The following is a 21,516-nucleotide window of genomic DNA, read 5'->3' as shown; positions in this document are numbered from 1 at the left end:
TGGGCAATCCTTACCCGCGGAGAGACTTATAGACCCTATGGGCAGCCTGCCTAACCGCACGCAGCCCGAACCGAATTGGCAATAGCAGTCGATGATGCGTAACGATCGAGCCAATGGAGAGGCAAACCCGTCTGATTCAATGCGCCATTAAAGCGCGTCATCTTGATCAGGGACCTCACCGGCGGATTTCCATCAGGGCCAGCGGCAAACGCACGCCGCAAAAACAGGCCGGACATATGAAAGCAACCGATCACCGCAACAAGACAAAAACAGCTCTTGCCATAAGGGGCGTCCACATATGAATCACAGCTCAGCTGATTTGGGAATCCACTTTGTCAACAGGCCCTAGATCGCCCTCAAACAATCGGCGGGGGTACCTTTTTCTTCTGCCCTAACTTCGCAGGGAAATAACAGTCTAGTGGCGCTGTCTTTCGGAGTTTCACAGGTCGAGGGCATGCCAAAGCGCACGTCTTGACCGCGCCACAAATCTCAATTTTGTTCCAGCCATCATCTAAAACAGGAGCAAGAGCCGAGATTACTTTCGCAAGAAAGCCGCAATGAGACTAAACGCCGTTCAGGCCCCAGCTCCGCTTGACCAAACACTCATGACCGCCCCGGACATTCGCGCATAGATTGAGCATAAGCTCGTGTTCAAAGAATCAAAATACCTCAAGCGCACACCTATTTGATGCGTTTGCTGGAGCGTCAAAGCCGGAACGCAATAAAAATATTCGGACTGCCTTCTTCTGGAATTGTTCCAAAATTGCAAATCAGAGCCATTTCTTTCCCTAGCGCCCCGCTGCACTTAGAGCCGCCAGACGCCAACCTTTGCCATCTGACGCAAACGCAAAGCTCGGAACCCAATAGAAAGGTTCGACGAACCTCTTATCCTGGGCTCAGAATCTTCTTTTCAAACTTATATATATGATATACAAGATATCCAACCTTGGTAGGAGCCATAGATGAACAATACATTTGATAGCATTCTCGGAGGCTTGGTTGAGGACACGGGCAACCGCCCCATGACCGCTACCCAAATCGTACACCGACGTTTGCGGGCGGAAATCATCTCGCTGAAACGCCTACCTGGTGACCCAGTCAGTGAGAAAGAAATTGCTCTCGAGTGCGGCGTCAGCCGGACCCCCATTCGGGAGGCTTTGCTAAGACTCTCCGAAGAGAAACTGATTGATATTGTGCCTAAATCTGGAACGAGAGTTTCCAAAATCCCGGTCGCATCCTTGCTGGAGGCACAAGTTGCCCGGACAGCCTTGGAACAGGTTACGGTACGTGCGGCGGCTCAGCGAGCACAAAGAAGTGATGTGGCGAACTTGCAAGCGACCATCGTGCTCCAGCAGGAGCATCAGGAAGCGGATGATACCGACAAGTTCTATAGCTCTGACGAGGCACTGCATTTCGCCATCGCTGTCGCCGCGGGCTATCCTGGAATCTGGCGCTTCATTGAACGGATAAAGCTTCAGGTTGATAGGTATCGCCGGCTAACGCTACCACAACCACATCGAATGGAACGCGTTCTCGACGAACACACCGAAATCGTGGAGGCGATTGCGGCACGTGATGACGAGAGAGCCGTCATGGCGATGACCACTCATCTGGGTGGGCTAAGTGCAGAAGACCTGCGCGCAATTCATGACACCAATCCAAACTATTTCATCGGAGACATCAACAGTGTCTGCGAAAAATGGAGTGACGGAAACGTCGGGCTCCTGACCCAAGCTGCTCCCCGCCTATCCTAGGCGGGGCAGCTCATACCAAACGCCAACCTGTTATGGGAGGAAACCATGTACAACAGGACACATTTTCTTAAATTGGCCAGTGTAAGCGCACTAGCCTTGGGAGTTGCCTTTACACCTATTTCAGCATTGGCTGAAACCGTTTTTGAAGTAGCATTCAATCAGCCAGAGTCACATCCTCAGTTCAAAGCAATGCAACGCTTCGGTGAAGCCCTCTCCGAGCGGACGAACGGCGAATACAGCGTGCAAGTGTTTCCAAATGAGCTCCTGGGTGCTCAGAAGGAAACAGTTGAGATGACACAAACCGGCACAATTGCCATGTCACTGGCGGCAGCAAGCCTCCTGGAAAGCTGGAACCCCGACTTCGTCGTCTTCAACCTTCCTTACATGTTTGATAGCATCGAACAACAACGTGAGGTAGTTAACGATCCGGAAATCGTGGGCGACCTTTATCGTTCAGTCGAAGATCAGGGCATTGTGGTAATCGCCGCGTTTCATGGTGGTGTTCGTAATGTTTACCTCAAGGACCACCCCGTCAAAACGCCTGAAGATCTTGCAGGTCAGAAGATCCGCGTCATGCAATCCCAAACCAACATCGACATGATGAATCTCATGGGCGGCGTCGGTATTGCCATGGGTCAAGGCGAGGTTTACACCGCAATTCAAACAGGTGTTCTTGACGGCGGCGAAAACAACGAAATCGTCTTTTCCTCTCTGAAGCACTCTGAAATAGCACCATACTATTCCTACACTCAGCACCTAATGATGCCTGATTATTTGGTGATGAATGCCGACATCTACAACAACATGCCCGAAGACGTGAAAGAGATCTTTACAGAAGAGCTCTTGAAGGCCGTTGATTACGAATACGAGTCTTTTGCTGAATCCGTAGCCGAAGCAAAAGCGGATGCTGAAGCGTCTGGCGCTCAGTTCAATCAAGTTGATCTTCCAGCTTTCCGAGCCGCAGTCAAACCACTGACTGAAGAAAAGCTGACAAGTGATGTAACAAAGAAGATCTACAGTCAAATCCACGGCGGCTCGTAAGCGGCGATATTACAAATTGACTGTAACAGGCCTCGGCTTTTCCGAGGCCTCGACCTCGAATGAGGAACCTTTCTGTCATGTATACGATCAAAACCTGGATCGACCGCTTGCTGGCATCCATTTGCATCGTCCTGTGCGGATTCTTGACCGTCGTCGTGACTTGGCAAGTTGTCGGGCGTTTCCTGTTCAACAGCGCCGGCGCAATCTCCGAAGAACTGGCAAAGATCATGTTCGTTTGGCTCGTCTTGCTCGGAGCCGCCCTTCTTTTTGGTGAGCGCGGGCACATGAGCATCGAAATCTTTGTTGATGCATTTGCATCTCCCCGCCGCAAGAAAATCCTGCAAATCATAACCAACGCCCTCATTCTGTGTTTCGTCGCAGGAATCTTGCTTTTCGGCGGCATAGATGCCGTTCAACGAACCATGCGGCAAACCAATGCAGCAATTCCGTTTATCAGAACCGGGCAAATATACATGGCGCTTCCACTCTGTGGTGCGTTCTCCGTTTACTACTGCCTCTACAACATTTGGACGGACGCTCGCGCGCTGACCCGCGACGCCAAAAAAGCGCCTGTCGGCGAGGAGGATTAAAAATGGCAAATGCAGCCGACATAGGTTTGATCCTGTTGACCTCAATTCCAATCCTGCTCGCAATCGGCGTACCGATCAGTGTCAGCATGGGCATTGGCTCTGTACTGGCCATGGCAACGATCTTTTCTTTCGACCGTATGGCCATAACGGCCGCGCAGCGCATCTTCGCCGGTGTAAACTCATTTTCTCTGCTGGCAATCCCGTTTTTTGTACTTGCAGGTACAATCATGACAACTGGCGGCATTGCACGAAGACTTATCAACTTCGCCAAGGCCTTGATTTGTTTCATCCCCGGCGCCCTTATCCAAACCAATATCGTCGCCAATATGCTATTTGGTGCCATCAGTGGCTCAGGGGTTGCTGCAGCGGCCGCTATTGGCGGGGCCATGGGACCACAACAAAAAGACGACGGTTACGATCCAAAGTTTGCAGCCGCCGCAAATATAGCGTCCGCGCCCGCCGGTATGCTGATACCGCCAAGCAACACTTTTATCATCTATTCTCTCGCGAGCGGGGGCGCATCAGTCGCAGCCTTGTTCGTTGCTGGCTACATTCCTGGCATATTGTGGGGTATTGCTTGCATGGTACCCGCAATATTCTTTGCGAGAAAGGCTGGATACAAGTCAGAACGCTTGGCTGACTTCAAGACAAACTTCAAAACAACAATCGACGCAATACCAGCCCTCATGATGATCGTTATTGTTGTAGGTGGCATCATATCAGGAATATTCACGCCGACGGAAGCCAGTTGTATTGCGGTTGTTTATGTAACAATCCTATCATTTTTGTACAAAACAATAACAATCAAAATGATACCGGAGTTTTTGCTTCAGACGGTTAAAACTACTTCGATGATCATATTCATGATTGGTGTTTCAGCGATCATGGGTTGGATAATGGCCTATGCTCAAATTCCGAATATCATCGCCAGCTCTTTGCTGTCCGTGACGGATAGCCCGATCCTGATCATGATCATTATGAACCTGATCATGTTGCTCCTCGGTTGCGTGATGGACCCGACACCCGCCATCCTAATCTTTGCGCCAATCTTTCTGCCAATAGCGACATCATTGGGTTTCGATCCGGTCCACTTTGGTGTGCTGATGGTATTCAACCTTTGCATCGGCACTATCACGCCCCCCGTCGGCCCAATCATGTTCGTTGGTTGCAAAATCGCGGACTTGAAAATTGAAGATGTGGTCAAACCGCTGCTGCCGTTCTTCTTAATCCTCGTTGCATTGCTCATGGCGGTCACGTTCATACCGGAGCTTTCACTGGGACTACCAAAGGCAGCGGGGCTGATCCGCTAATCGAAAACCTCAACGACAGGCAACAGTTTTGCCTGTCGGCGCAGTCAACAATCTTGAAACGATCATTGTGCGCGGACGCGTACACCCAACAACTGGAAGGGGACCTTGGCAAACCATGGTCCATGCATTTCCTATAAGGAGTTGTCAGATGAAAGCGCTGGTTTATACCGAACCTGGCAAGGTCGAAGTGCGCGATGTGCCGGTTGCAGACGGCAAACCCGGTGCCGTTAAAATTCGAATGCACTATTGCGGAATATGCGGCACAGATATTGGCATCGTTGGCGGGAAACATCCGCGAGCGAAGGCGCCATTGGTCCTAGGTCATGAGTTTGTAGGCACGATTGAAGAGGTACGCGAAGGCAGCGGGCGCTTCAAACCCGGCGACCGGGTAGTGGCTTATCCATTGATTTCATGTGGCCACTGTCTGCCCTGCCGTACTGGCAATCCTCATGTTTGCGATACGCTGAAGCTGATCGGCATCGACCAGGATGGCTGTATCGCTGAATATGCCTGGATTGATGAAGATGTGCTTTTCAAACTACCGGAAACCATGAGCAACACCACAGCGGCCTTGGTGGAGCCACTTGCGGTTGTTGTGCGATCAATGCATCAGGCGCACTTTGAACTTCTGGACTCTGCGGTGGTTACTGGAGCAGGACCGATCGGCATCTTGACCGCAATAGTGCTTAAGCATTCAGGCGCCTCGCGCATCATTATTTCTGACGTGGATGAGGCCCGGCTATCACTGTGTAAGCAGTTTGGATTCGAAACCGTAAATGCGCGAGAAGCCAGCATCGTAGACTACGTCCGCCAAAGCACCAATGGCGAGGGTGTCGACATAGTCTTCGAGTGCTCCGGTGTAGAAAGTGCAGCAGCGGAAATGACGAAGCTTGCCCGCATTGGCGGTATGATTTGCATGACCGGGATCCATAAGGCGCCGCGCCCGGTAGACTTGCGCGACATGAACTTCAAGGAACAGATCCTTATCGGCTCACGTGTCTATACCAAACGCGAGTTCGAAATGTCCGTCGCCTATGCCGCATCCATTGCTGCTGATCTGGAGAAGGTAATCACGCAAACAGTGCCACTTACCAAAGCAGAAGGCGTGTTCGACATGATCGCCGACCCGACAGTCAATACTGTCAAGGTCCTCGTCGACTGTCAGGCATAAGAAAGGGAAAATCCAATGACAAGCAATGATTTACGCGGTCAAAAGGCGATTGTAACCGGCGGGACACGTGGTCTTGGCAAAGGAATGGCCGAGGCACTGTTGGAAGCGGGTGTGAAAGTGGTCATCTTCGGTTCCGGGCCAAGCGTACATGCAGTGGCCGGGGAGTTCACCACGCGTGGCTTCGACTGCCATGGCGTCGTGGCCGACCTTGCCAACGCCGATGCAAGGGCAAGCGCCTTTGGTGAAGCGCTCGATATTCTGGACGGGAGTCTTGATATTCTTGTCAACGCGGCAGGTACACAGAAGCGCCATAAAAGCGAGGAGTTCCCTCTGGAGGACTGGGACGCTGTGCTGCAAGTGAACCTGACAGCATCATTCGATCTGTGTCAGCGTGCTGGACGGGTCATGTTGCCCAAAGGCGGCGGCAAAATCATCAATATCGCATCCCTGCTCAGCTTCTTTGGTGGGTTTACTGTTCCTGCATATGCCGCGAGCAAAGGCGCCATTGCACAGATGACCAAAGCCCTCGCGAACGAATGGGCCTGCCATGGCATTTGTGTCAACGCGTTAGCGCCCGGCTACATGGCGACCGACATGAACTCGGCACTGATTGCTGACGAAGGCCGAAATGCCGAGATATCAGCCCGCATCCCCGCGCACCGCTGGGGCACAGCAGATGACATGAAAGGGCCGCTGCTCTTCCTCGCGTCCGGTGCATCCGACTACGTAAACGGCGCAATCATACCCGTTGATGGCGGCTATCTTGGGCGTTGAGCGCTCGTTGTGATGACATTGAAAGAAGAACCGATGAAAGTCGTTGTATCTGATTGCGATCATAAATCCATGGACATCGAGAAAGATGTCTTGAAAACAGTCGACCTCCAGATCGAGCATTTGGACTGTAAAACAGAGAAGGACGTTATATCCCATTGCGACGGAGCCAATATCGTCCTTAATCAATACGCTCCTTTCACAGAGAGGGTTTTCTCTGAACTTGCTCCACATCTTGGTCTCATCGTCCGATATGGCGTTGGCGTTGACAACATAGACCTGGACGCAGCAACCAGACACGGCGTGCAGATCTGTAACATTCCAGATTATGGCATGAATGAAGTCTCTGATCATGCCCTTGGGCTCATGCTCGCTCTAATTCGAAAAATCCCGTTTATTACTGAGCTGACCCGAGAAGGCGTTTGGGACTTTCGCAAGACAATTCCAGTTCGTCGAGTACAAGAAATGACAATCGGCGTGCTGGGAGTGGGACGCATTGGCGGTCTATTTGCCCATAAAGTATCTGCTCTGGGTTGTCGGGTGCTGCTGTGCGATCCGTACAAGGACAACCTCGCAGCGACGATTTCAGGCGCACATAAGGTGTCTTTCGACGACCTGTTAGCCCAGTCAGATCTCATATCCGTTCATTGCCCGCTTTCAGAAGAAACGCGCGGCTTACTGGGTGCAAACGCCATTTCCAAAATGAAACCGGGAGCCATGCTAATCAACACGGCCCGCGGCGGCATTGTGGATGAGGCCGCTCTGGCTAACGCTCTGAATTCCGGGCATATCAGCGGCGCCGCGATCGACACCGTTGAACGGGAGCCGCTGGCGTCCAGCTCCCAGTTGTTGGCGATGCAGAACTGCCTCGTCACACCGCACATGGCCTACTACTCCGAGGAATCCTCCGAGGAACTGAAGCGAAAGGTCGCCGAAGAAGCAGTTCGGTTTTCCCAAAACGAAAGTGTTCACTATCCGGTCAATGACCCAGTCCGGACTGAGCTCGAACAACTCAATTAATCGGTACTTGGACTGCTGGTTGGGAAGGAGAAGCAGTATGATCTATGGACAATTGGAGAACATGGCCCACGAAATTTCGGTTGTTCCCGGAATAGTACTTGAAGGCCTTCGGTTTCTCGAAGGTAAAGACTTCGCTAGCCTTCCAGCCGGACGCATCGATATTGATGGCGATCGTGTTTTCGCATTGGTTCAAGACTATCGAACCAAACCTGAAACTGAAGTTCGGCCAGAGGCTCATTCTCGCTACCTTGACATTCAATTTATCGCCTCTGGGTGCGAGAAGATAGGCTTCGCTTCATCGACAGACGCACCACCAGCAGTAGAAGACTACAGCGAAGAGCGGGACATTCGTTTCTACGATCACGTCCCACATGAATCCTCGCTCCTGATGACTGCTGGAAGCTACGCCGTTTTCTTTCCATGGGACATCCACCGCCCTGGGTGTTCGATTTCGGAACCCTGCGACGTTCGAAAGATCCTTGTCAAAATCGACATGCATCACAACCGCTGAGCTGTTCTCGGAGACCAGAAACACCAGCACACCTCGCACCGTCACCAAAGGGTCTGACTAGTTCCGCGGTTCAATCCTGTCGGAACAACGAATCCGGTTTGTAACCTGCGCCCAGCCAGTTTTTAAAAGGAACCCTCCAATGGACATCAGATATTCCGTAAATCAGCGCGATTTCAAGCGCTACACTACTGAAGAGATCGCAAATGAGTTTTTGATAGAAAGCTTGTATGCACCAGACACGGTCAAAGCCGTCTACACCCATATCGATCGTATGGTGACGCTTGGATGTATGCCCGTTGCAGAGACGGTGCCACTGGACAAAGGCATTGATTGCATGAAGGCCTTTGGCACAGAGTTCATGTTGGAACGACGTGAAATCGGCATTTTTAATCTTGGAGGTGAAGGCTCTGTTGAGGCAGATGGTGGAACCTTTTCTCTAAGCTTTCAGGACTGCCTGTACATCACCCGAGGGACCAGAAACGTTTCCTTTAAAAGCGCGGATCCTGGAACACCCGCAAAATTCTACATGGTATCGGCTCCAGCACACAAAAGCTGCAAGACAACTTTCCTGAAAATGGAGGATGCAAAAAAGGTTCCTCTTGGGGCCAATGAAACCAGCAACAAACGGGTCATCAATCAGTTCATTCACCCGGACGTTTTGGAAACATGCCAGCTCTCCATGGGCCTCACCCAACTGGAATCCGGAAGTGTCTGGAATACAATGCCCCCTCACACCCATGAGCGGCGCATGGAAATCTACACCTATTTCAATCTTCCAGATGATCACGCTGTGTTTCACATGATGGGTGAAGGACAACAAACACGCCACATTCTGGTTAGAAACGAACAGGCTGTAATCAGCCCGTCCTGGAGCATTCACTCGGGCTGCGGCACCTCCAATTATTCATTCATCTGGGCAATGGGCGGCGAAAACCAAACCTTCACCGACATGGACGCCATCCCCATCAACGAATTGCGCTGACAAAGACGGCCCCTTTTGTGCCCCTCAAACGGGTCGTTCCATCGGGGGCCGTCAAAACCGGCATGAACAGCAAACACCGGCACCTCAGACCATTGTGCAGTTCGTGCAATGGTCTTCGAAACACTCACGCACAACGACAGATAAACGAGAGCAGAAATGATGTTTCCAAGTAGTTTTTCTCTTGAAGGCAAAGTCGCATTGGTAACGGGCGCCTCCTATGGAATTGGTTTCGCAATGGCCAGCGCCCTCGCAGAAGCTGGTGCGCGCATCGTCTTCAATGACATCAATCCAGACGCCCTGAAGAAGGGCGTAGAAGCGTACGCACAAGCTGGCATCGACGCAAAAGGTTATGTTTGCGATGTCACTGATGAGCACGCAGTACAGAAAATGGTAGAACAAATCGGCGAGGATGTGGCTCCGGTTGATATCTTGGTCAACAACGCAGGCATCATCAAACGCATTCCGATGCACGAAATGAAAGCCAGCGAATTTCGCGAGGTCATAGATGTTGATCTGACAGCACCCTTCATTGTCGCCAAGGCCGTCATTCCCAGCATGGTTGAACGCGGCGGCGGCAAAATCATCAATATTTGCTCAATGATGAGCGAGCTTGGAAGAGAAACCGTCTCCGCCTATGCCGCTGCAAAAGGTGGCCTCAAAATGCTGACCCGCAACATCGCGTCAGAATATGGTGCAGATAACATCCAGTGTAATGGAATAGGCCCCGGTTACATCGAAACGCCCCAGACAGCGCCTCTACGCGAGCCTGGCCATCCTTTCAACAGCTTCATTCTGGCAAAAACTCCGGCAAACCGCTGGGGCACCACCGACGACCTGAAGGGTCCTGCGGTATTCTTGGCCTCCAGTGCATCGGATTTTGTCAATGGACACGTCTTGTATGTGGACGGCGGAATATTGGCCTATATCGGCAAACAGCCCTAAATCTTGGGGAACCGGCCGGAACTCTTCCCGCCGGTTCCTCCATTCCTGCCTTCTGTCAAAACAGTTGGTAAGCTCCCAATAGGCAGCTTTTGAACATTTGTCTTAGCCATTCTTTGTGGTCTGGATTATCAAGAGCGCACAAAACCCACACAGTTAAACTGACAGGTTGCCACTGTGTGTTTACTCCCTCTGCCATCCGGGTATGCTCAGGGCGCAGTGCTTTGGGGACGCCATGACAGATCAACAAGATCCAGAAAACGACAACATGCATGCCGTGTGGGCTCTGGTATTTTGGTGCCCGCCCGCCATCGCTGGTTTTCTTGGGGTTTATTTTGGATGGACCCGGAACCAATATATTGTTGCCTTCAGCATAGCGGCACTTCCTCTTCTTGTGTCGCTTGCAATTTATTTTGCCTTCCTTGTCATAGATTTCTGGCGCACAGTCTCATGGCTCTGGCGAATTGCGGCAATGTCCGCCGCAGCCATTCTCACCTATGGAGCCAGCCTGTTCATTTGGGGCTGAGTCAGCGGACCTGCAGTGCCCCTCGCGCGACCTTCGGCAACGCCACGACCAAGGCCCCTTCTACCTTTTTTAGGGCTACCGGAGGCCTTGATTGTCGGTCATGGTCTGGCTCAAGCAGGCTCTTCAACCTTCAAGCGATCGTTGCGCAAAGCGTTGCCATTGGCGTCGAAAAAGTGCAGCAGGTTTTCATCGAACCGCAGTCCAATGCGCTCGCCTACCTTGGCGACCTTGAGACCGGACAGGCGCACCAACAATGTGCCAAGCTCCCCCGCATCCACGTAGAGGAACTGGTCCGCGCCCAGATACTCCACCACGTCGATTGTGCCCGTCACGTGTCCCTCACCGACCGCACACACGTCAATATGCTCGGGTCGAATGCCAAGCTTCACCGGCGTTCCCTTGGCTGGGTCGACCGGGTACGCCCCACGCCCCTGTCCCGGCAGTACGAACGTGCCGTCCTCGTAGCCAACCGGCATCACGTTCATTTTCGGCGATCCAATGAACTGGGCAACAAACAGGTTTTGCGGGCGTTCATAAAGCTCCCGAGATGACCCCACCTGCTCGATGCGGCCCGCCTGCAACACCACAATCTTGTCGGCAAGCGTCATGGCCTCCACCTGATCATGTGTCACATAGATCATGGTGGCATCCAGTTGCTCGTGCAGTTTGGCGATTTCAAAACGCATCTCTACGCGCAACGCGGCGTCCAGATTGGACAGCGGCTCATCAAAGAGAAACGCGCTGGGTTCTCGAACGATGGACCGACCAATGGCCACCCGCTGACGCTGGCCACCAGACAGCGCCTTGGGTCGTCGGTCGAGATACTCTTCCAGTTTCAGAATGGCCGCCGCATCATTGACCTTGTTGTCGATTTCGGCCTTTGGCACGCCGGCCGTCTTCAGCGGGAAACCCATATTCTCGCGCACCGTCATGTGCGGGTAAAGCGCATAGCTTTGAAACACCATAGCCAGCCCGCGGCCCGAGGGAGGCAGCGGCGTCACGTCCTTGCCGTCTATGAAGATGGAGCCTCGACTGGTTTCCTCCAGACCGGCAATCAGGCGCAGCAAGGTGGACTTGCCACAGCCAGACGGCCCAACAAAAATCACCAGTTCGCCGTCCTCGATCTCCAGATCAACCCCCTTGATCACCTGAAGATCGCCAAACCATTTCTCCACGTTGTTGAGGCGGATGGTACCCATGATGCGTCCTCCTTACGCGGCTTGTTGGTTGCGGCTGGGAGACGCCCAATTCAGCCAGATTGCAGAAGTCCAGGAAAAGGAGTTCCCACCCGCCCCTTCCCCGGAAATCGGGTCGAAGTATTCGGCAAAGCCGCTTTTTTCGATCAGGGCAACCGTGTCCTTGCGAATGCGCTCTGCCCGCTCGGTCTCGCCAATCTCGGCAAAGCCGGTGGCGATCATGTAGTTCAAGATGCCCCAGACCGGTCCGCGCCAATACCGCATACTTTCAAAGGCCGGATGGTCCGGATCGTAGCTTGGTACGCCGTAGGTTACCTTGGACATCATGCGATCAAAGTGCGCCAGCGTAGGCTCCAGGTATCTGGCCTTGCAAATGCCGGCATAAGGAGCCAGGAAGGAGGCGCTGGACACACCTTCACCGTGAACCCCGCTGCGCAGATCCAGCGTGGTAAAGGCACCCAGATCAGGGTTCCAGAGCAACTCAATGCCCTGTTCCGCACGGGCAATCCACTCTTCAATTTCAGGCAGTGCCGCGGTTTCCCCCAGTGCGTGGGCGAGCGCCAGAAGGTCCCGATCCGCACGCAACTGAATGAATGTCACACCTGGATCAGCCACATAAAACGGCGCATCGCGCGCAATCTTTTCCGCATCCCAGTTGCACTCCCGGCCAAACTGAAGGATCGCCAGATAGCGGTCATAGTCCGTCTTGCGCGGCCGCATGTCCGCATTAACGAACGAGGTATCCTTGCGCACGTAGTCGCCAACACCGCTGGTGTCCACGCGGGCCGCCGGGCCATCCCAGTCCGGCAGGTTGTCTCGGCCGGACTCCCAAGGGTGCATCACGGCGATGACGCCCCGGCCATCAAAATCACGCGCGGTGTGATACCAGCGGTGCCACGCAAGTAGCTTGGGAAACACGACGCGCAGGCGCTCCACGTAAGTGGCGGATTGATCCTTTTCGAAAAGGAGACGCACCGTGCTGGCGGCCACAGGCGGCTGCGAATGCCCGGAAGACGGCAGTGCCCGGTTCTGCGTACCCCAAACGCTTGGTCCAGGGAAGTAGGTCGGGTCGTCCTTGCGAAACAGAATGTGTGGCACCATGCCGTCATCCCACTGGCCTTGCAGCAGTGTTTCGATCTCCTGCCAGCCCCGGTTGACGTCAAAGGTGGCAAACCCTTGCGCCACAAAGGCACTGTCCCAGTTCCACTGATAGGGATAAAGCCCCTTGGTTGGAATGGTGTAGCCACCCAGATCGTTGGCCTGCAGAATGTCGATGGCGATTTTGTCCAGATCAGCAGACATGCTGTATCTCCATATTACATGTGGGGCACAACGGTCTCAGCCTTTCACGCTGCCAGCCGTAAGCCCTTGAACCAAGAAGCGTTCGAACCAAAGAAAGATGAAGAGAACCGGCACAGTGGCGATCACCGCGCCCGCCATCAGGTGTTGTCGGGGAACCTCGGAGGAGTTCAGGGCCACAACCCCGCGCGACAGGGTGAAGATCTCCGGGTCGTCCAGAAACATGAAGGCGAACAAAAACTCGTTCCAAGCGATCATGAACACGTACAGTGAGACCGACGCCAGCGCGGGCAAGGACAGCGGCAGCGTAATCTTCAAGATCACGCCAATGCGGGACAGTCCATCCATCAGCCCCGCTTCCTCAAGCTCGGCGGGAAGACCCTTGAAGTAGCCCTGCAACATGTAGAGCGCCACCGGAATGGTTGTCGCCGGATAGACGATCAGCAGCCCCACTAGAGAGTTGCGCAGGCCGAGCTGAGAAAACACGGCATACAGCGGGATCACCAACACGATAGCGGGCACCATGTAAATCAACAGTACAGAGCGGGAAAACCAGTCGCGCCCCGGAAACTTCAGCCGCGATACCGCATAGGCTCCTGGCACGGAAAACAGCAGTGTCAGGCATACCGTCGCCACAGACACGATGGCGGAGGTCAAAAGGTAGTCACCAAAATTGAACAAAGTGAACAGCTCGATGTAGGAGCGAAACAGCCCATAAAAACCGCCGGAAAAATCGATGGAAAGATCCAGCGGGTTGGCGAGCAACGATTGCTGGCTCTTCAAGCTGGTCATCACCATCACGTAAAACGGCAGGGCCACCATAATGGTGAACACCACAAAGCCGATGCCTTTGGCCACTCGCAGATACAGCATTTCGCGTTCGTAGCGGGTCAACTCACCCCTTGGCAGGCCATAGGTGGTGGCCCGGCAGCTCCAGACCACCGCCGCCACAAAGGCGGCAATGCCGCCAAGTTGCCATAGGGTCGAAACTTCCAGCGACAGCGTGAAGGGATGAGCGAAGGTCAACAGGATCAAGGTGAACAAACATACCAGCGGCGCGGCCGCCCTTTGGCCAAGAGACGGGTTTTGGGTTTGGAACCAGTAGGCAACCGATCCGGTCAAGCCCCCCACAATGGCGGCCATGCTGACCTGAGGGCTGGCGACATTACCGGTAATCAAGGTGAGCGTAACGCCAATGACCAACATGGCGATAGCGCCCCAGATAGCCCCTGCAATAGCGGAAAGCGTAAAGCCGTTCAGCAGCCTCATAGTCCTTCCTCCTTGGTCGAAAACTTGATGAACAGCGTTGCAAAGGTAACAAGCACAACAAACACCACCACGGCCACCGCCGCCCCAGCACCCAGATTGGACAGGGCAAAGCCCTGCTCATACACATCCACGGTCAGTGTGCGGGTTCCGGCATTGCCGCCGGTCAGCAGGAAGATGTCGTCGAACTTGTTGAAGGTCCAAATGAACCGCAGCAGGAACAGCACCGAGAGGATGCCCAGAAGCTGGGGCAGCGAAATCCACCAGAACTGCTGAAGCGGCGTGGCCCCGTCCATTTCGGCGGCCTCGTACATATCCGAGGAGATGGACTGCATCCGCGCCAGAATGAACAGGAATGACAGCGGGAAATAGCGCCACGCTTCAAACGCGATCACCGTGGACAGCGCTAGCGGAAACTCCAGCGGCAGGCCGAACAGCGAAAACTCGATGGCGCGCTGACCGAAAAAGTTGATCGGCTCAGAAACCACGCCCATCTTGGTCAAAAGGGCATTGACGGTGCCGGAGAACGGATCAAGCAGCACCAACCAGGTAAACGCCACGGCGATCACCGGAGATACATAGGGGAACAGGAACAGCCCGCGCAAAAACCCGCGACCCTTGAAGGACGTGTTGAGCAACTGTGCGGCAAACAGGCCAAGCACCAGCGCCCCGGCCGTGCCAAACACGGTGTAGTAGAACGAAACCCGCAACACGCTCCAGAACTCGTCAGCATCAAAAATGCGCCTGAAGTTGTCCAACGTGAAATCGAGGTTGGTCAGCACATTGTCCGCTTCCCCGGTGTAAACAGGTTCTGTGTCCTTGCTCTGGCTGCGGTACTCGGCAAAGGCGGCACCAGCCATGCCCTCAATATCCAGCCGTTCGCGCCATTTGCCGGGAATATCGCCCAGTGTGCAGCTCAAGCGCGCACCATCTACCGAGCAGGCCTCAGGCCAGGCGGTAGGCTTGAAATCAGCAGGCAATGTGTCGGTAAATGACACCTCGAAAATGGAATAGTCCTGTGACGAATTGCGCAAACGATATTGCAGGGTAACGGGATCGCCGGCGGCTTGCGGCTTGCCGCGCACGCGCTCATTGACCAGCAGCGTTGGTGCGCGCAGGTCGCCCAGTTCAACAGGCTTTACACTGATCCAGAAGTTGGCCAGCAACGGTCCCAGAACAATCAAGAAAATGATCAGGAACGTGGGCGCCAGCATGGAAAAGGCAAGCCGCGCCTCGCGCTTCTGCATGGGGCCGGTAGTCTGGGGAGGGGCTGCCGAGTTGGGAGCAGACATGGCTGCCCCGTTGCCCGACGGTTCTGCGCTCACGCTCATAACCTTCGTGCTCCTGAGTTGTCACTGACTGGCGGGCGATGCGCCCCCTCAAGGGCGCATCCAGACCGCGTCATCAGTCAACCTTGGCAAGTTCTTCGTTGATTTTCGCAACTGCAGTTGCCACGTCGATTTCGTCATCAATGAACTGGCGGGTATACCGGTTGATCACCTGCGAGTTTACAATCTTGGAGGCAAGGGCCAGTTGGCCGACGTCCACTCCCCAACGGCTCGCCGTGTCGAGACCGGTAGTGATCGCGGCAACAGTTTCTTCTGGATACAGTTCGGAGAGAGGCGCCTTGCGGTCAACACCCACGGGCAACGTGGACCAGCCTTCCACGAACTCCTTCGGATTTTCCGGGGTGCCCCGACGAATGGGGAACTTGCCCTCCGGTGCGATGGAAAGCGTGGTCATGTAGCCTTCATTCATGGAATACTCCACGAATTCCTGTGCTGCTTGCGTGTCCGCATCGTTGGTGATGCCGAAGTAGCGAATGTCCGCCCACGCGGCACCAGCCGGGTTGGACGGGCCGGAGAATGTGGTCACGACATCTGTTTTGGATGCCAGTTCGCCAGACGTCGGGTCGTCATTGATGGTGGGCGGGGCGCTGTCGCGCAGGCCGGCCAGTTCATCAAGAATAAAGGGCGACCAGATGATCATGGCGGCCTTGCCTGCAAAGTAAAGTTCGCGCGATTGCTTCCAGTACAGATCGCCCGGAGGAGACGCCTTCGCGATGGCCTTGTAAAACTCCAGTGCCTCAGTCAGCTTCTTCTCGTCAAAGCCGGTGACCCCGTCTTCACCAACCGGCGTTGCGCCATTGGCCAGCAGCACGTGCTCCAACACCTGGCTCATGAAGTTCTCGTCGATCTTGGTTGCCGCGACAAACCCGAACTGCTCCGGCGGATTGTGCAGTTTTTCGATCGCCGCCAGAATGGCTTTGTAGGTGGTGGGCGCCTCAAGGCCGGCAGCGTCAAACAGGTCCTTGCGATAGACGATCATCTGCGTCCAACCATCTACGGGCACAGCGGCGTAAATACCCTCAGAGGAAGCCATTTGCAGGGCGCCGGGCGCGAATGTCGAAGCGCCGAGCATGTCAATCACTTCTGATGCGGCGTCAATGTCCAGAATACCAGCTTCCGACCACGGCAGAACATATTGCAGCGGGTGGTAAATCACGTCCGGCAGGTCGCCAGCGGCGTAGGCCGCGGTTGCACGGGTGCCCAGATCCTTTTCGGTCACCGGAATGATCTCGACGGAAATGCCAGTTGCCTTCTCAAAATCAGCGGCAATCTGCGCCTGTTTTGCCAGACGCTCCGGCTGTTCTTCCGTGGTCCAGAACCGCAGGTCCTCCGCCTGCACCGAGCTCATGCCCATTGCCATGAAACCGGCAAGTGTTCCCATTAATAGCTTCTGTTTCCTGAACATAACTTCCTCCCTGTACGTTTCAGGATCTAAATTGCTTTTCTGATCTTCCCCGCAAGGTCTTGCGAGCTCAGACGGGGTGGCCCGTCCGAGTTGCGCCGAACCATTGCGGCCGGGACCAGCATTTGATGGTTTTGCGGATCATCGCCGCGCAAAATGGCGTCGAGGCTCCGCGCAATGTTTTTGCCCGCATCCTCCATATGCTGGGCAAAAGTGGTAAGCGGGGTGTCCAGATGAGCACCCACCGGCAAGGCGTCATACCCAATGACTGTGAGATCGGCACCCACCTCAAGGCCCAGCTTTCGAGCGCAGTTGATGGCGCCAATGCCAAGTTCATCGGTCATGCATAACAGCGCTGTTGGCGGAGCTTCCTGCATCAACAGCGCCTTGGCAGCGTCTTCACCGCCCTGTTCACTCAGTTCGCTGGTGCAAGTCAGCTCCGGATCAAAAACCAAGCCGCAGTCTTCAAGACCAGCGCGGTAGCCTTCATCGCGCTGGCGCGCAAAGTTCCACTTCAATGAGCCCCCAATGAAACCGATACGCCGATGGCCCAACTCGAAGGCATGGGCAACGGCCTGATGCATCGCGCCCTCATTGTCGACATCAAACCAGGCGTGTTCGCTACACCTGCTATCCCGACCGTGGGTGACAAATGGCACGCCGCGCTCCAGCAGATAATCCACCCGCGGGTCCTCATAGAGCGTCCGAGTGATGATGATGCCGTCCACCTTGCGTGCCGCAAGCATACGGCCATAGGCCGCCAGGGCATCCTCGGCCGTAGCGGCAGTAGACACCAGAAGGTCCTTGTCCAGCTTGCTGAAGGCGTAGGAAATACCGTTCAGAAATTCGGAGAGGAACGGATTGGTGGCATTTGCTCCGGCGATCGGCAGCACCATGCCGACCGTATCAACACGGCCCCGCTTCAGGTTTCGGGCGAGCGAACTGGGACGATAACCAAGCTCCTCAATGGCCCTCAGCACCTGTTGCCGGGTGGCCTCGGAAATATCGCTGTAGTTGTTCAGAACGCGGGACACCGTGCCCTTGGCTACGCCCACATGGCGCGCAACATCGGCAATGGTCACTGCTCGTGTCTCGGCTTTCACCCGCCTTCTCCCCGTCTACCTCCAAACGCTGCAGCTTTTTCCGCTCCATGCTGTTCGGATCTCCCAATAAAAGACTACAAAATCGGTTTTGGAAGTCAACAAAATCGGTTTCGGCGCGGTATTTTTGTTGTTTTCAGCGTTTCTACGAAACAAGGTTTCGGTGCATGGAGAACAGGTTGCTTTGTTTAAAAAAACCGCCCCCTCACCTCCCGCAGAAACAGTCGTAATGAAGGTGCGGCCCGCGCCTTGAAGGGGCAAACCCGATACAACTGAGTCGCTCAGGCCACGAACGGCGCAGGGCACATGCTCCTCTCCCGCTTGGGTTCAAGGGGCTCGATCCAGCCTGATTGCCCTAAAAATTAGGCGAGGTCACTCCGCCTACAATCAGCGCTGCGGCGGCTTCTCTCGTCACATGGAAATCCGCCCGTAAAGTTCTCTCAGCGTCTCTTTGGGGACCGTAAAGCGATACCGGATCAGCTTGCCCAACAGCGCAAGTGCTCGGCGGGTAACACGGGAAAAGCCTCTCTTGCGTTTCACGGCACCTCAAGCTCATGCATGATTAAATGAACACAAAAGCCATTCGCGTTCAGCTCAATGAACAACAAAACTCGTGAGCAACCGCCGAGATGACGGCCATGTTCATTAAAAAACTTGCCATGACTGGTTTTCTGCGCCAATCAACCGGTACCCCGACAAAATCTCAAGGAAATTCTGGCCCAACAACACTGTGTTGGGCCAGATGGCAGTTATCGATCCGCCATGATGGAAAAGATTTCATCATCGGTCTTGGCCATGCCGGTGGTCACAAGCGCACCAAGGTTGCGAATTGTCACCTCGACTTCATCGGAAATGACGCCCATGCACATAGAACCATCAACCTTCATGGCGATGGTTGCCGCTTTGTAGGCTGAGCTGGCTGCACTGCCGACTTTCAAGGCGCAAGACGCCTTCGCGCCGTCGCACACCATGCCTGAGATATCGGCAAGAACCAGATTGATGGCGTAGCACGACTGCTCGAAACTTCCTCCCAAAAGATACACCATGGCTGCGGCGCCTGCTGCGCACGTCGCCGAATTTCCGCAATAAGCCGAAAGCGGCGGATAGTACGACTTGATGTAACCGGCCCCGATATGGCTCAAGCATAACGCGCGGGCCAAGCGTTCTTCATCCACTCCAAGGTGTTCGGCGACAGCGACAACGGGCATGGTCGCCGCAATACCCTGGTTTCCACTGCCGTAGTTGCTCATGGCTGGCAGAGTTGAGCCGCCCATTCTGGCATCTGAAGCGGCTGCAGAGCGCATGGGCACCTTAATGGCTAGAGGCACGTTGGCCTCATCCGGTGCGAAGTCATCCAACATCGACCGACCGACCTGCAATCCATAGCCGTGGCTCAGCCCTTCTTCGGAGAGCGCCTTGTTCAGGTCCCGCGCCTCCAGAACAAAGCTCAGTTGTTCAACCTCACAAGTGGTGCAGAACTCATAAATACCAGCAATGGTGAACTGCCGTGGGTCAACTCTGTCTTCTGTGTCCGCGGGGCTATTGTCCACTTCATCCGCCCCTACTTCTTCTCCGCACAGTTTTCTTGAAACAACGCGCGTATAGCCACCATCAATAATGACCTCCGCCTGCTGCGTTTCGCTGACAAGCTTCGCGTGGCAATAAAGCGGACCACAATCGTTTTTCGTGTTCACCGTTACACGGCCCTGCTCAACGAATGCGAGCGCGGTATCCACTTCGCTTTTCTTGATGCCCTGCAAACACTGCAATTTCAATTCAGGCCTGCCGAAAAGCGCACCGCTGGCCACCGCAATCGGAATGCCGACAGCCCCGGTGCCTGGTACAAAAACATCGAGTGCATTTTTGAAAAGGTTCTTTGAAACCGTGATTTCAATCTTTTCAGCCTTGCTCTCCAACAACGCGGCCGCTTCTGCCGCCGCATAAGCGGCACAAATCGGGTCTGTACATCCCAGAGCAGGTCTCGCGATTTCTTTGAGAAAGCGCAGGTATTGTGAAACGTCCTGTGTCAATGATCTGGCTCCAGCTTTAGTTGTCTGTTTCGGCGTGTTCGATTACGACGGCGGTGACTCCCACCAAATCCTTGAAGGAAATGACTTGAGAGAAAGGGCGAGTCGCTGCCAAGGCCCGATCTGTTTGCATGATAGATTTCATAGTGTTCTCCAACTGCCTCGCACTCGGCACAGCTCACCTGTTCTCTCTGCCGGTGAGACAGAAAGCTGGGCGGTGGGGGCGTTTGTTGACTGGATCGGTTAGGCCTTCAGTTGCTCCGCATAGGCAAACAAACCTGCTTGCCCGCCCGTGTGAATGAAGAGGATGTTTTTGTTGCTCGCAAACGTGCCCTTCCCAAATTGATCAAGGAAGCCGGCCATGGCCTTGCCGGTGTAGACAGGATCCAGCAGGATGGCGTCTTGCTTGGCCAACCTGGCAATTGCCTCAAGGGTCGGGGCATTGGCCACACCGTAGGATGGATAAAAGTAATCGCCGTTGCAGTGGATCTTTCCCGCATCAACAGTCGGCGTGCCAACGTCACGAGCACAGCGCTCCAGAAGGTCCCTCACCAGGCTGGCTTGTTCCTCACCCTCGCGGGAAACGCAATAACCGTAAACTGGAATATCCGCACCGGCGATTTCAAGACCGGCAATCAGACCTGCCTGCGTACCGCAACTGCCTGTGGCAATGACGATGGCGTCAAACGCAATGCCTGTCTGTTGGCTTTGCTCCAATATCTCCTGCGCGCAGCGAACATACCCCAATGAACCCACGGGATTGGACCCGCCAAGTGGCACAGTGTAAACGCTTTGAGGGCCATGCTCTTGAGCGCGCTCGTTCATGCGAACAGCCACGTGATCATCATCTTCGCACCAGATGATTTCAGCGCCGAAAAGCCCATCCAGCAGCACATTCCCATTGTCGTTATAATTGATTTCCGGGGTGCCGGACACTGGGGTGAGAAACAGCTCACAGGCCAGGCCACATTTGGCCGCCATGGCCGCGGTCTGGCGCGCGTGGTTGGACTGAATGCCGCCCGTTGTAAACACCGTCGTGCACCCCCGCTTCATGGCATCGGCAATCAGGTATTCCAGCTTGCGTGTCTTGTTGCCGCCCAGCCCCAGACCGGTACAATCATCGCGCTTGATGTAGATGCTCGGACCGCTGTCATCAGGAAATGTTCCAGTCAGCTTTTCGATTGGGGTTGGCAAATGACCCACCGCAACACGCTCAAAAGCTTCTAGAAACGCCACAATTCTTTCTGGAAACATGATCACTT

Annotated in this window: 21 protein-coding genes; 11 read left to right on the top strand and 10 right to left on the bottom strand. The window is 54.5% G+C overall.

Going from position 1 to position 21,516, the window contains the following annotated elements; genetic code table 11:
• The first annotated feature begins 962 nt into the window (after positions 1-962).
• The 11 genes from G512_RS20625 (at position 963) to G512_RS0109665 (ending at position 10,615) form a co-directional block, all read left to right on the top strand.
• Positions 963-1,754 (top strand): GntR family transcriptional regulator, encoded by a 792-nt coding sequence (locus G512_RS20625; protein ID WP_051269186.1) that lies wholly within the window; start codon positions 963-965, stop codon positions 1,752-1,754.
• Positions 1,755-1,799: 45 nt separating this feature from the next.
• Positions 1,800-2,795, top strand: coding sequence for a TRAP transporter substrate-binding protein (locus G512_RS0109710; RefSeq protein ID WP_028481550.1), 996 nt, complete (start codon positions 1,800-1,802; stop codon positions 2,793-2,795).
• Between the two features lie 77 nt (positions 2,796-2,872).
• On the top strand, positions 2,873-3,385 hold the full coding sequence (locus G512_RS20620) for a TRAP transporter small permease (protein WP_051269185.1): 513 nt from the start codon (positions 2,873-2,875) through the stop codon (positions 3,383-3,385).
• Positions 3,386-3,387: 2 nt separating this feature from the next.
• A complete protein-coding gene (locus tag G512_RS0109700; RefSeq protein WP_028481549.1) occupies positions 3,388-4,695 on the top strand; it encodes a TRAP transporter large permease in 1,308 nt (435 codons plus the stop codon).
• Between the two features lie 148 nt (positions 4,696-4,843).
• Positions 4,844-5,866: a zinc-dependent alcohol dehydrogenase gene (locus G512_RS0109695; RefSeq protein ID WP_028481548.1), complete on the top strand. Its 1,023-nt coding sequence runs from the start codon at positions 4,844-4,846 to the stop codon at positions 5,864-5,866.
• 15 nt (positions 5,867-5,881) lie between these two features.
• On the top strand, positions 5,882-6,640 hold the full coding sequence (locus G512_RS0109690) for an SDR family NAD(P)-dependent oxidoreductase (RefSeq protein WP_028481547.1): 759 nt from the start codon (positions 5,882-5,884) through the stop codon (positions 6,638-6,640).
• A gap of 12 nt (positions 6,641-6,652) precedes the next feature.
• Positions 6,653-7,657 (top strand): C-terminal binding protein, encoded by a 1,005-nt coding sequence (locus tag G512_RS0109685; RefSeq protein WP_051269184.1) that lies wholly within the window; start codon positions 6,653-6,655, stop codon positions 7,655-7,657.
• Between the two features lie 37 nt (positions 7,658-7,694).
• Complete coding sequence (locus G512_RS0109680) at positions 7,695-8,168, top strand: YhcH/YjgK/YiaL family protein (RefSeq protein WP_028481545.1); 474 nt, start codon at positions 7,695-7,697, stop codon at positions 8,166-8,168.
• Positions 8,169-8,307: 139 nt separating this feature from the next.
• Positions 8,308-9,150, top strand: a complete 843-nt coding sequence (kduI, locus tag G512_RS0109675) for a 5-dehydro-4-deoxy-D-glucuronate isomerase (protein WP_028481544.1) — start codon at positions 8,308-8,310, stop codon at positions 9,148-9,150.
• 156 nt (positions 9,151-9,306) lie between these two features.
• Entirely contained in the window at positions 9,307-10,092 is a 786-nt protein-coding gene (locus G512_RS0109670; protein ID WP_028481543.1) for a gluconate 5-dehydrogenase, read from the top strand.
• A 232-nt stretch (positions 10,093-10,324) separates the two neighbouring features.
• The gene (locus G512_RS0109665) at positions 10,325-10,615 is read left to right on the top strand and encodes a hypothetical protein (RefSeq protein ID WP_028481542.1); all 291 of its coding nucleotides are present in this window, start codon (positions 10,325-10,327) and stop codon (positions 10,613-10,615) included.
• Positions 10,616-10,725: 110 nt separating this feature from the next.
• Here G512_RS0109665 and G512_RS0109660 read toward each other — a convergent pair whose 3' ends face one another.
• From G512_RS0109660 to G512_RS0109615, 10 genes are all read right to left on the bottom strand, one after another.
• Entirely contained in the window at positions 10,726-11,814 is a 1,089-nt protein-coding gene (locus tag G512_RS0109660) for an ABC transporter ATP-binding protein (protein WP_028481541.1), read from the bottom strand.
• Between the two features lie 12 nt (positions 11,815-11,826).
• Positions 11,827-13,113 carry an MGH1-like glycoside hydrolase domain-containing protein gene (locus G512_RS0109655; protein ID WP_028481540.1) on the bottom strand — a complete coding sequence of 429 codons (1,287 nt, stop codon included), beginning with the start codon at positions 13,111-13,113 and terminating at the stop codon, positions 11,827-11,829.
• 36 nt (positions 13,114-13,149) lie between these two features.
• Positions 13,150-14,379 (bottom strand): carbohydrate ABC transporter permease, encoded by a 1,230-nt coding sequence (locus G512_RS0109650; RefSeq protein WP_028481539.1) that lies wholly within the window; start codon positions 14,377-14,379, stop codon positions 13,150-13,152.
• Positions 14,376-15,707 (bottom strand): carbohydrate ABC transporter permease, encoded by a 1,332-nt coding sequence (locus G512_RS0109645; protein WP_081657433.1) that lies wholly within the window; start codon positions 15,705-15,707, stop codon positions 14,376-14,378. The genes G512_RS0109650 and G512_RS0109645 overlap by 4 nt, the downstream gene beginning before the upstream one ends.
• Before the next feature lie 73 nt (positions 15,708-15,780).
• A complete protein-coding gene (locus tag G512_RS0109640) occupies positions 15,781-17,130 on the bottom strand; it encodes an ABC transporter substrate-binding protein (protein WP_028481537.1) in 1,350 nt (449 codons plus the stop codon).
• Positions 17,131-17,156: 26 nt separating this feature from the next.
• The gene (locus G512_RS20615) at positions 17,157-18,230 is read right to left on the bottom strand and encodes a LacI family DNA-binding transcriptional regulator (protein ID WP_036489299.1); all 1,074 of its coding nucleotides are present in this window, start codon (positions 18,228-18,230) and stop codon (positions 17,157-17,159) included.
• A gap of 408 nt (positions 18,231-18,638) precedes the next feature.
• Positions 18,639-18,767 carry a hypothetical protein gene (locus G512_RS23050; protein WP_265596919.1) on the bottom strand — a complete coding sequence of 43 codons (129 nt, stop codon included), beginning with the start codon at positions 18,765-18,767 and terminating at the stop codon, positions 18,639-18,641.
• 209 nt (positions 18,768-18,976) lie between these two features.
• Positions 18,977-20,257, bottom strand: a complete 1,281-nt coding sequence (locus G512_RS0109625; RefSeq protein ID WP_051269183.1) for an L-cysteine desulfidase family protein — start codon at positions 20,255-20,257, stop codon at positions 18,977-18,979.
• A 16-nt stretch (positions 20,258-20,273) separates the two neighbouring features.
• Positions 20,274-20,399, bottom strand: a complete 126-nt coding sequence (locus G512_RS23045; protein WP_265596918.1) for a hypothetical protein — start codon at positions 20,397-20,399, stop codon at positions 20,274-20,276.
• A gap of 98 nt (positions 20,400-20,497) precedes the next feature.
• Positions 20,498-21,508 carry a D-cysteine desulfhydrase family protein gene (locus G512_RS0109615; RefSeq protein WP_036489296.1) on the bottom strand — a complete coding sequence of 337 codons (1,011 nt, stop codon included), beginning with the start codon at positions 21,506-21,508 and terminating at the stop codon, positions 20,498-20,500.
• Positions 21,509-21,516 lie beyond the last annotated feature (8 nt).

Origin of the sequence: Pseudovibrio exalbescens DSM 16456 (assembly GCF_000422785.1) — a bacterium.
In the GTDB taxonomy this organism is placed as follows: domain Bacteria; phylum Pseudomonadota; class Alphaproteobacteria; order Rhizobiales; family Stappiaceae; genus Pseudovibrio; species Pseudovibrio exalbescens.
The sequence above is the reverse complement of the archived record's forward strand: the minus strand, read 5'-3'. Positions and strand labels throughout refer to the sequence as shown.

Coding starts and splice junctions, on each gene's coding strand:
- G512_RS20625 (WP_051269186.1), top strand. CDS start 963: ATGAACAATACATTTGATAGCATTCTCGGAGGCTTGGTTGAGGACACG.
- G512_RS0109710 (WP_028481550.1), top strand. CDS start 1,800: ATGTACAACAGGACACATTTTCTTAAATTGGCCAGTGTAAGCGCACTA.
- G512_RS20620 (WP_051269185.1), top strand. CDS start 2,873: ATGTATACGATCAAAACCTGGATCGACCGCTTGCTGGCATCCATTTGC.
- G512_RS0109700 (WP_028481549.1), top strand. CDS start 3,388: ATGGCAAATGCAGCCGACATAGGTTTGATCCTGTTGACCTCAATTCCA.
- G512_RS0109695 (WP_028481548.1), top strand. CDS start 4,844: ATGAAAGCGCTGGTTTATACCGAACCTGGCAAGGTCGAAGTGCGCGAT.
- G512_RS0109690 (WP_028481547.1), top strand. CDS start 5,882: ATGACAAGCAATGATTTACGCGGTCAAAAGGCGATTGTAACCGGCGGG.
- G512_RS0109685 (WP_051269184.1), top strand. CDS start 6,653: ATGACATTGAAAGAAGAACCGATGAAAGTCGTTGTATCTGATTGCGAT.
- G512_RS0109680 (WP_028481545.1), top strand. CDS start 7,695: ATGATCTATGGACAATTGGAGAACATGGCCCACGAAATTTCGGTTGTT.
- kduI (WP_028481544.1), top strand. CDS start 8,308: ATGGACATCAGATATTCCGTAAATCAGCGCGATTTCAAGCGCTACACT.
- G512_RS0109670 (WP_028481543.1), top strand. CDS start 9,307: ATGATGTTTCCAAGTAGTTTTTCTCTTGAAGGCAAAGTCGCATTGGTA.
- G512_RS0109665 (WP_028481542.1), top strand. CDS start 10,325: ATGACAGATCAACAAGATCCAGAAAACGACAACATGCATGCCGTGTGG.
- G512_RS0109660 (WP_028481541.1), bottom strand. CDS start 11,814: ATGGGTACCATCCGCCTCAACAACGTGGAGAAATGGTTTGGCGATCTT.
- G512_RS0109655 (WP_028481540.1), bottom strand. CDS start 13,113: ATGTCTGCTGATCTGGACAAAATCGCCATCGACATTCTGCAGGCCAAC.
- G512_RS0109650 (WP_028481539.1), bottom strand. CDS start 14,379: ATGAGGCTGCTGAACGGCTTTACGCTTTCCGCTATTGCAGGGGCTATC.
- G512_RS0109645 (WP_081657433.1), bottom strand. CDS start 15,707: ATGAGCGTGAGCGCAGAACCGTCGGGCAACGGGGCAGCCATGTCTGCT.
- G512_RS0109640 (WP_028481537.1), bottom strand. CDS start 17,130: ATGTTCAGGAAACAGAAGCTATTAATGGGAACACTTGCCGGTTTCATG.
- G512_RS23045 (WP_265596918.1), bottom strand. CDS start 20,399: ATGAAATCTATCATGCAAACAGATCGGGCCTTGGCAGCGACTCGCCCT.
- G512_RS0109615 (WP_036489296.1), bottom strand. CDS start 21,508: ATGTTTCCAGAAAGAATTGTGGCGTTTCTAGAAGCTTTTGAGCGTGTT.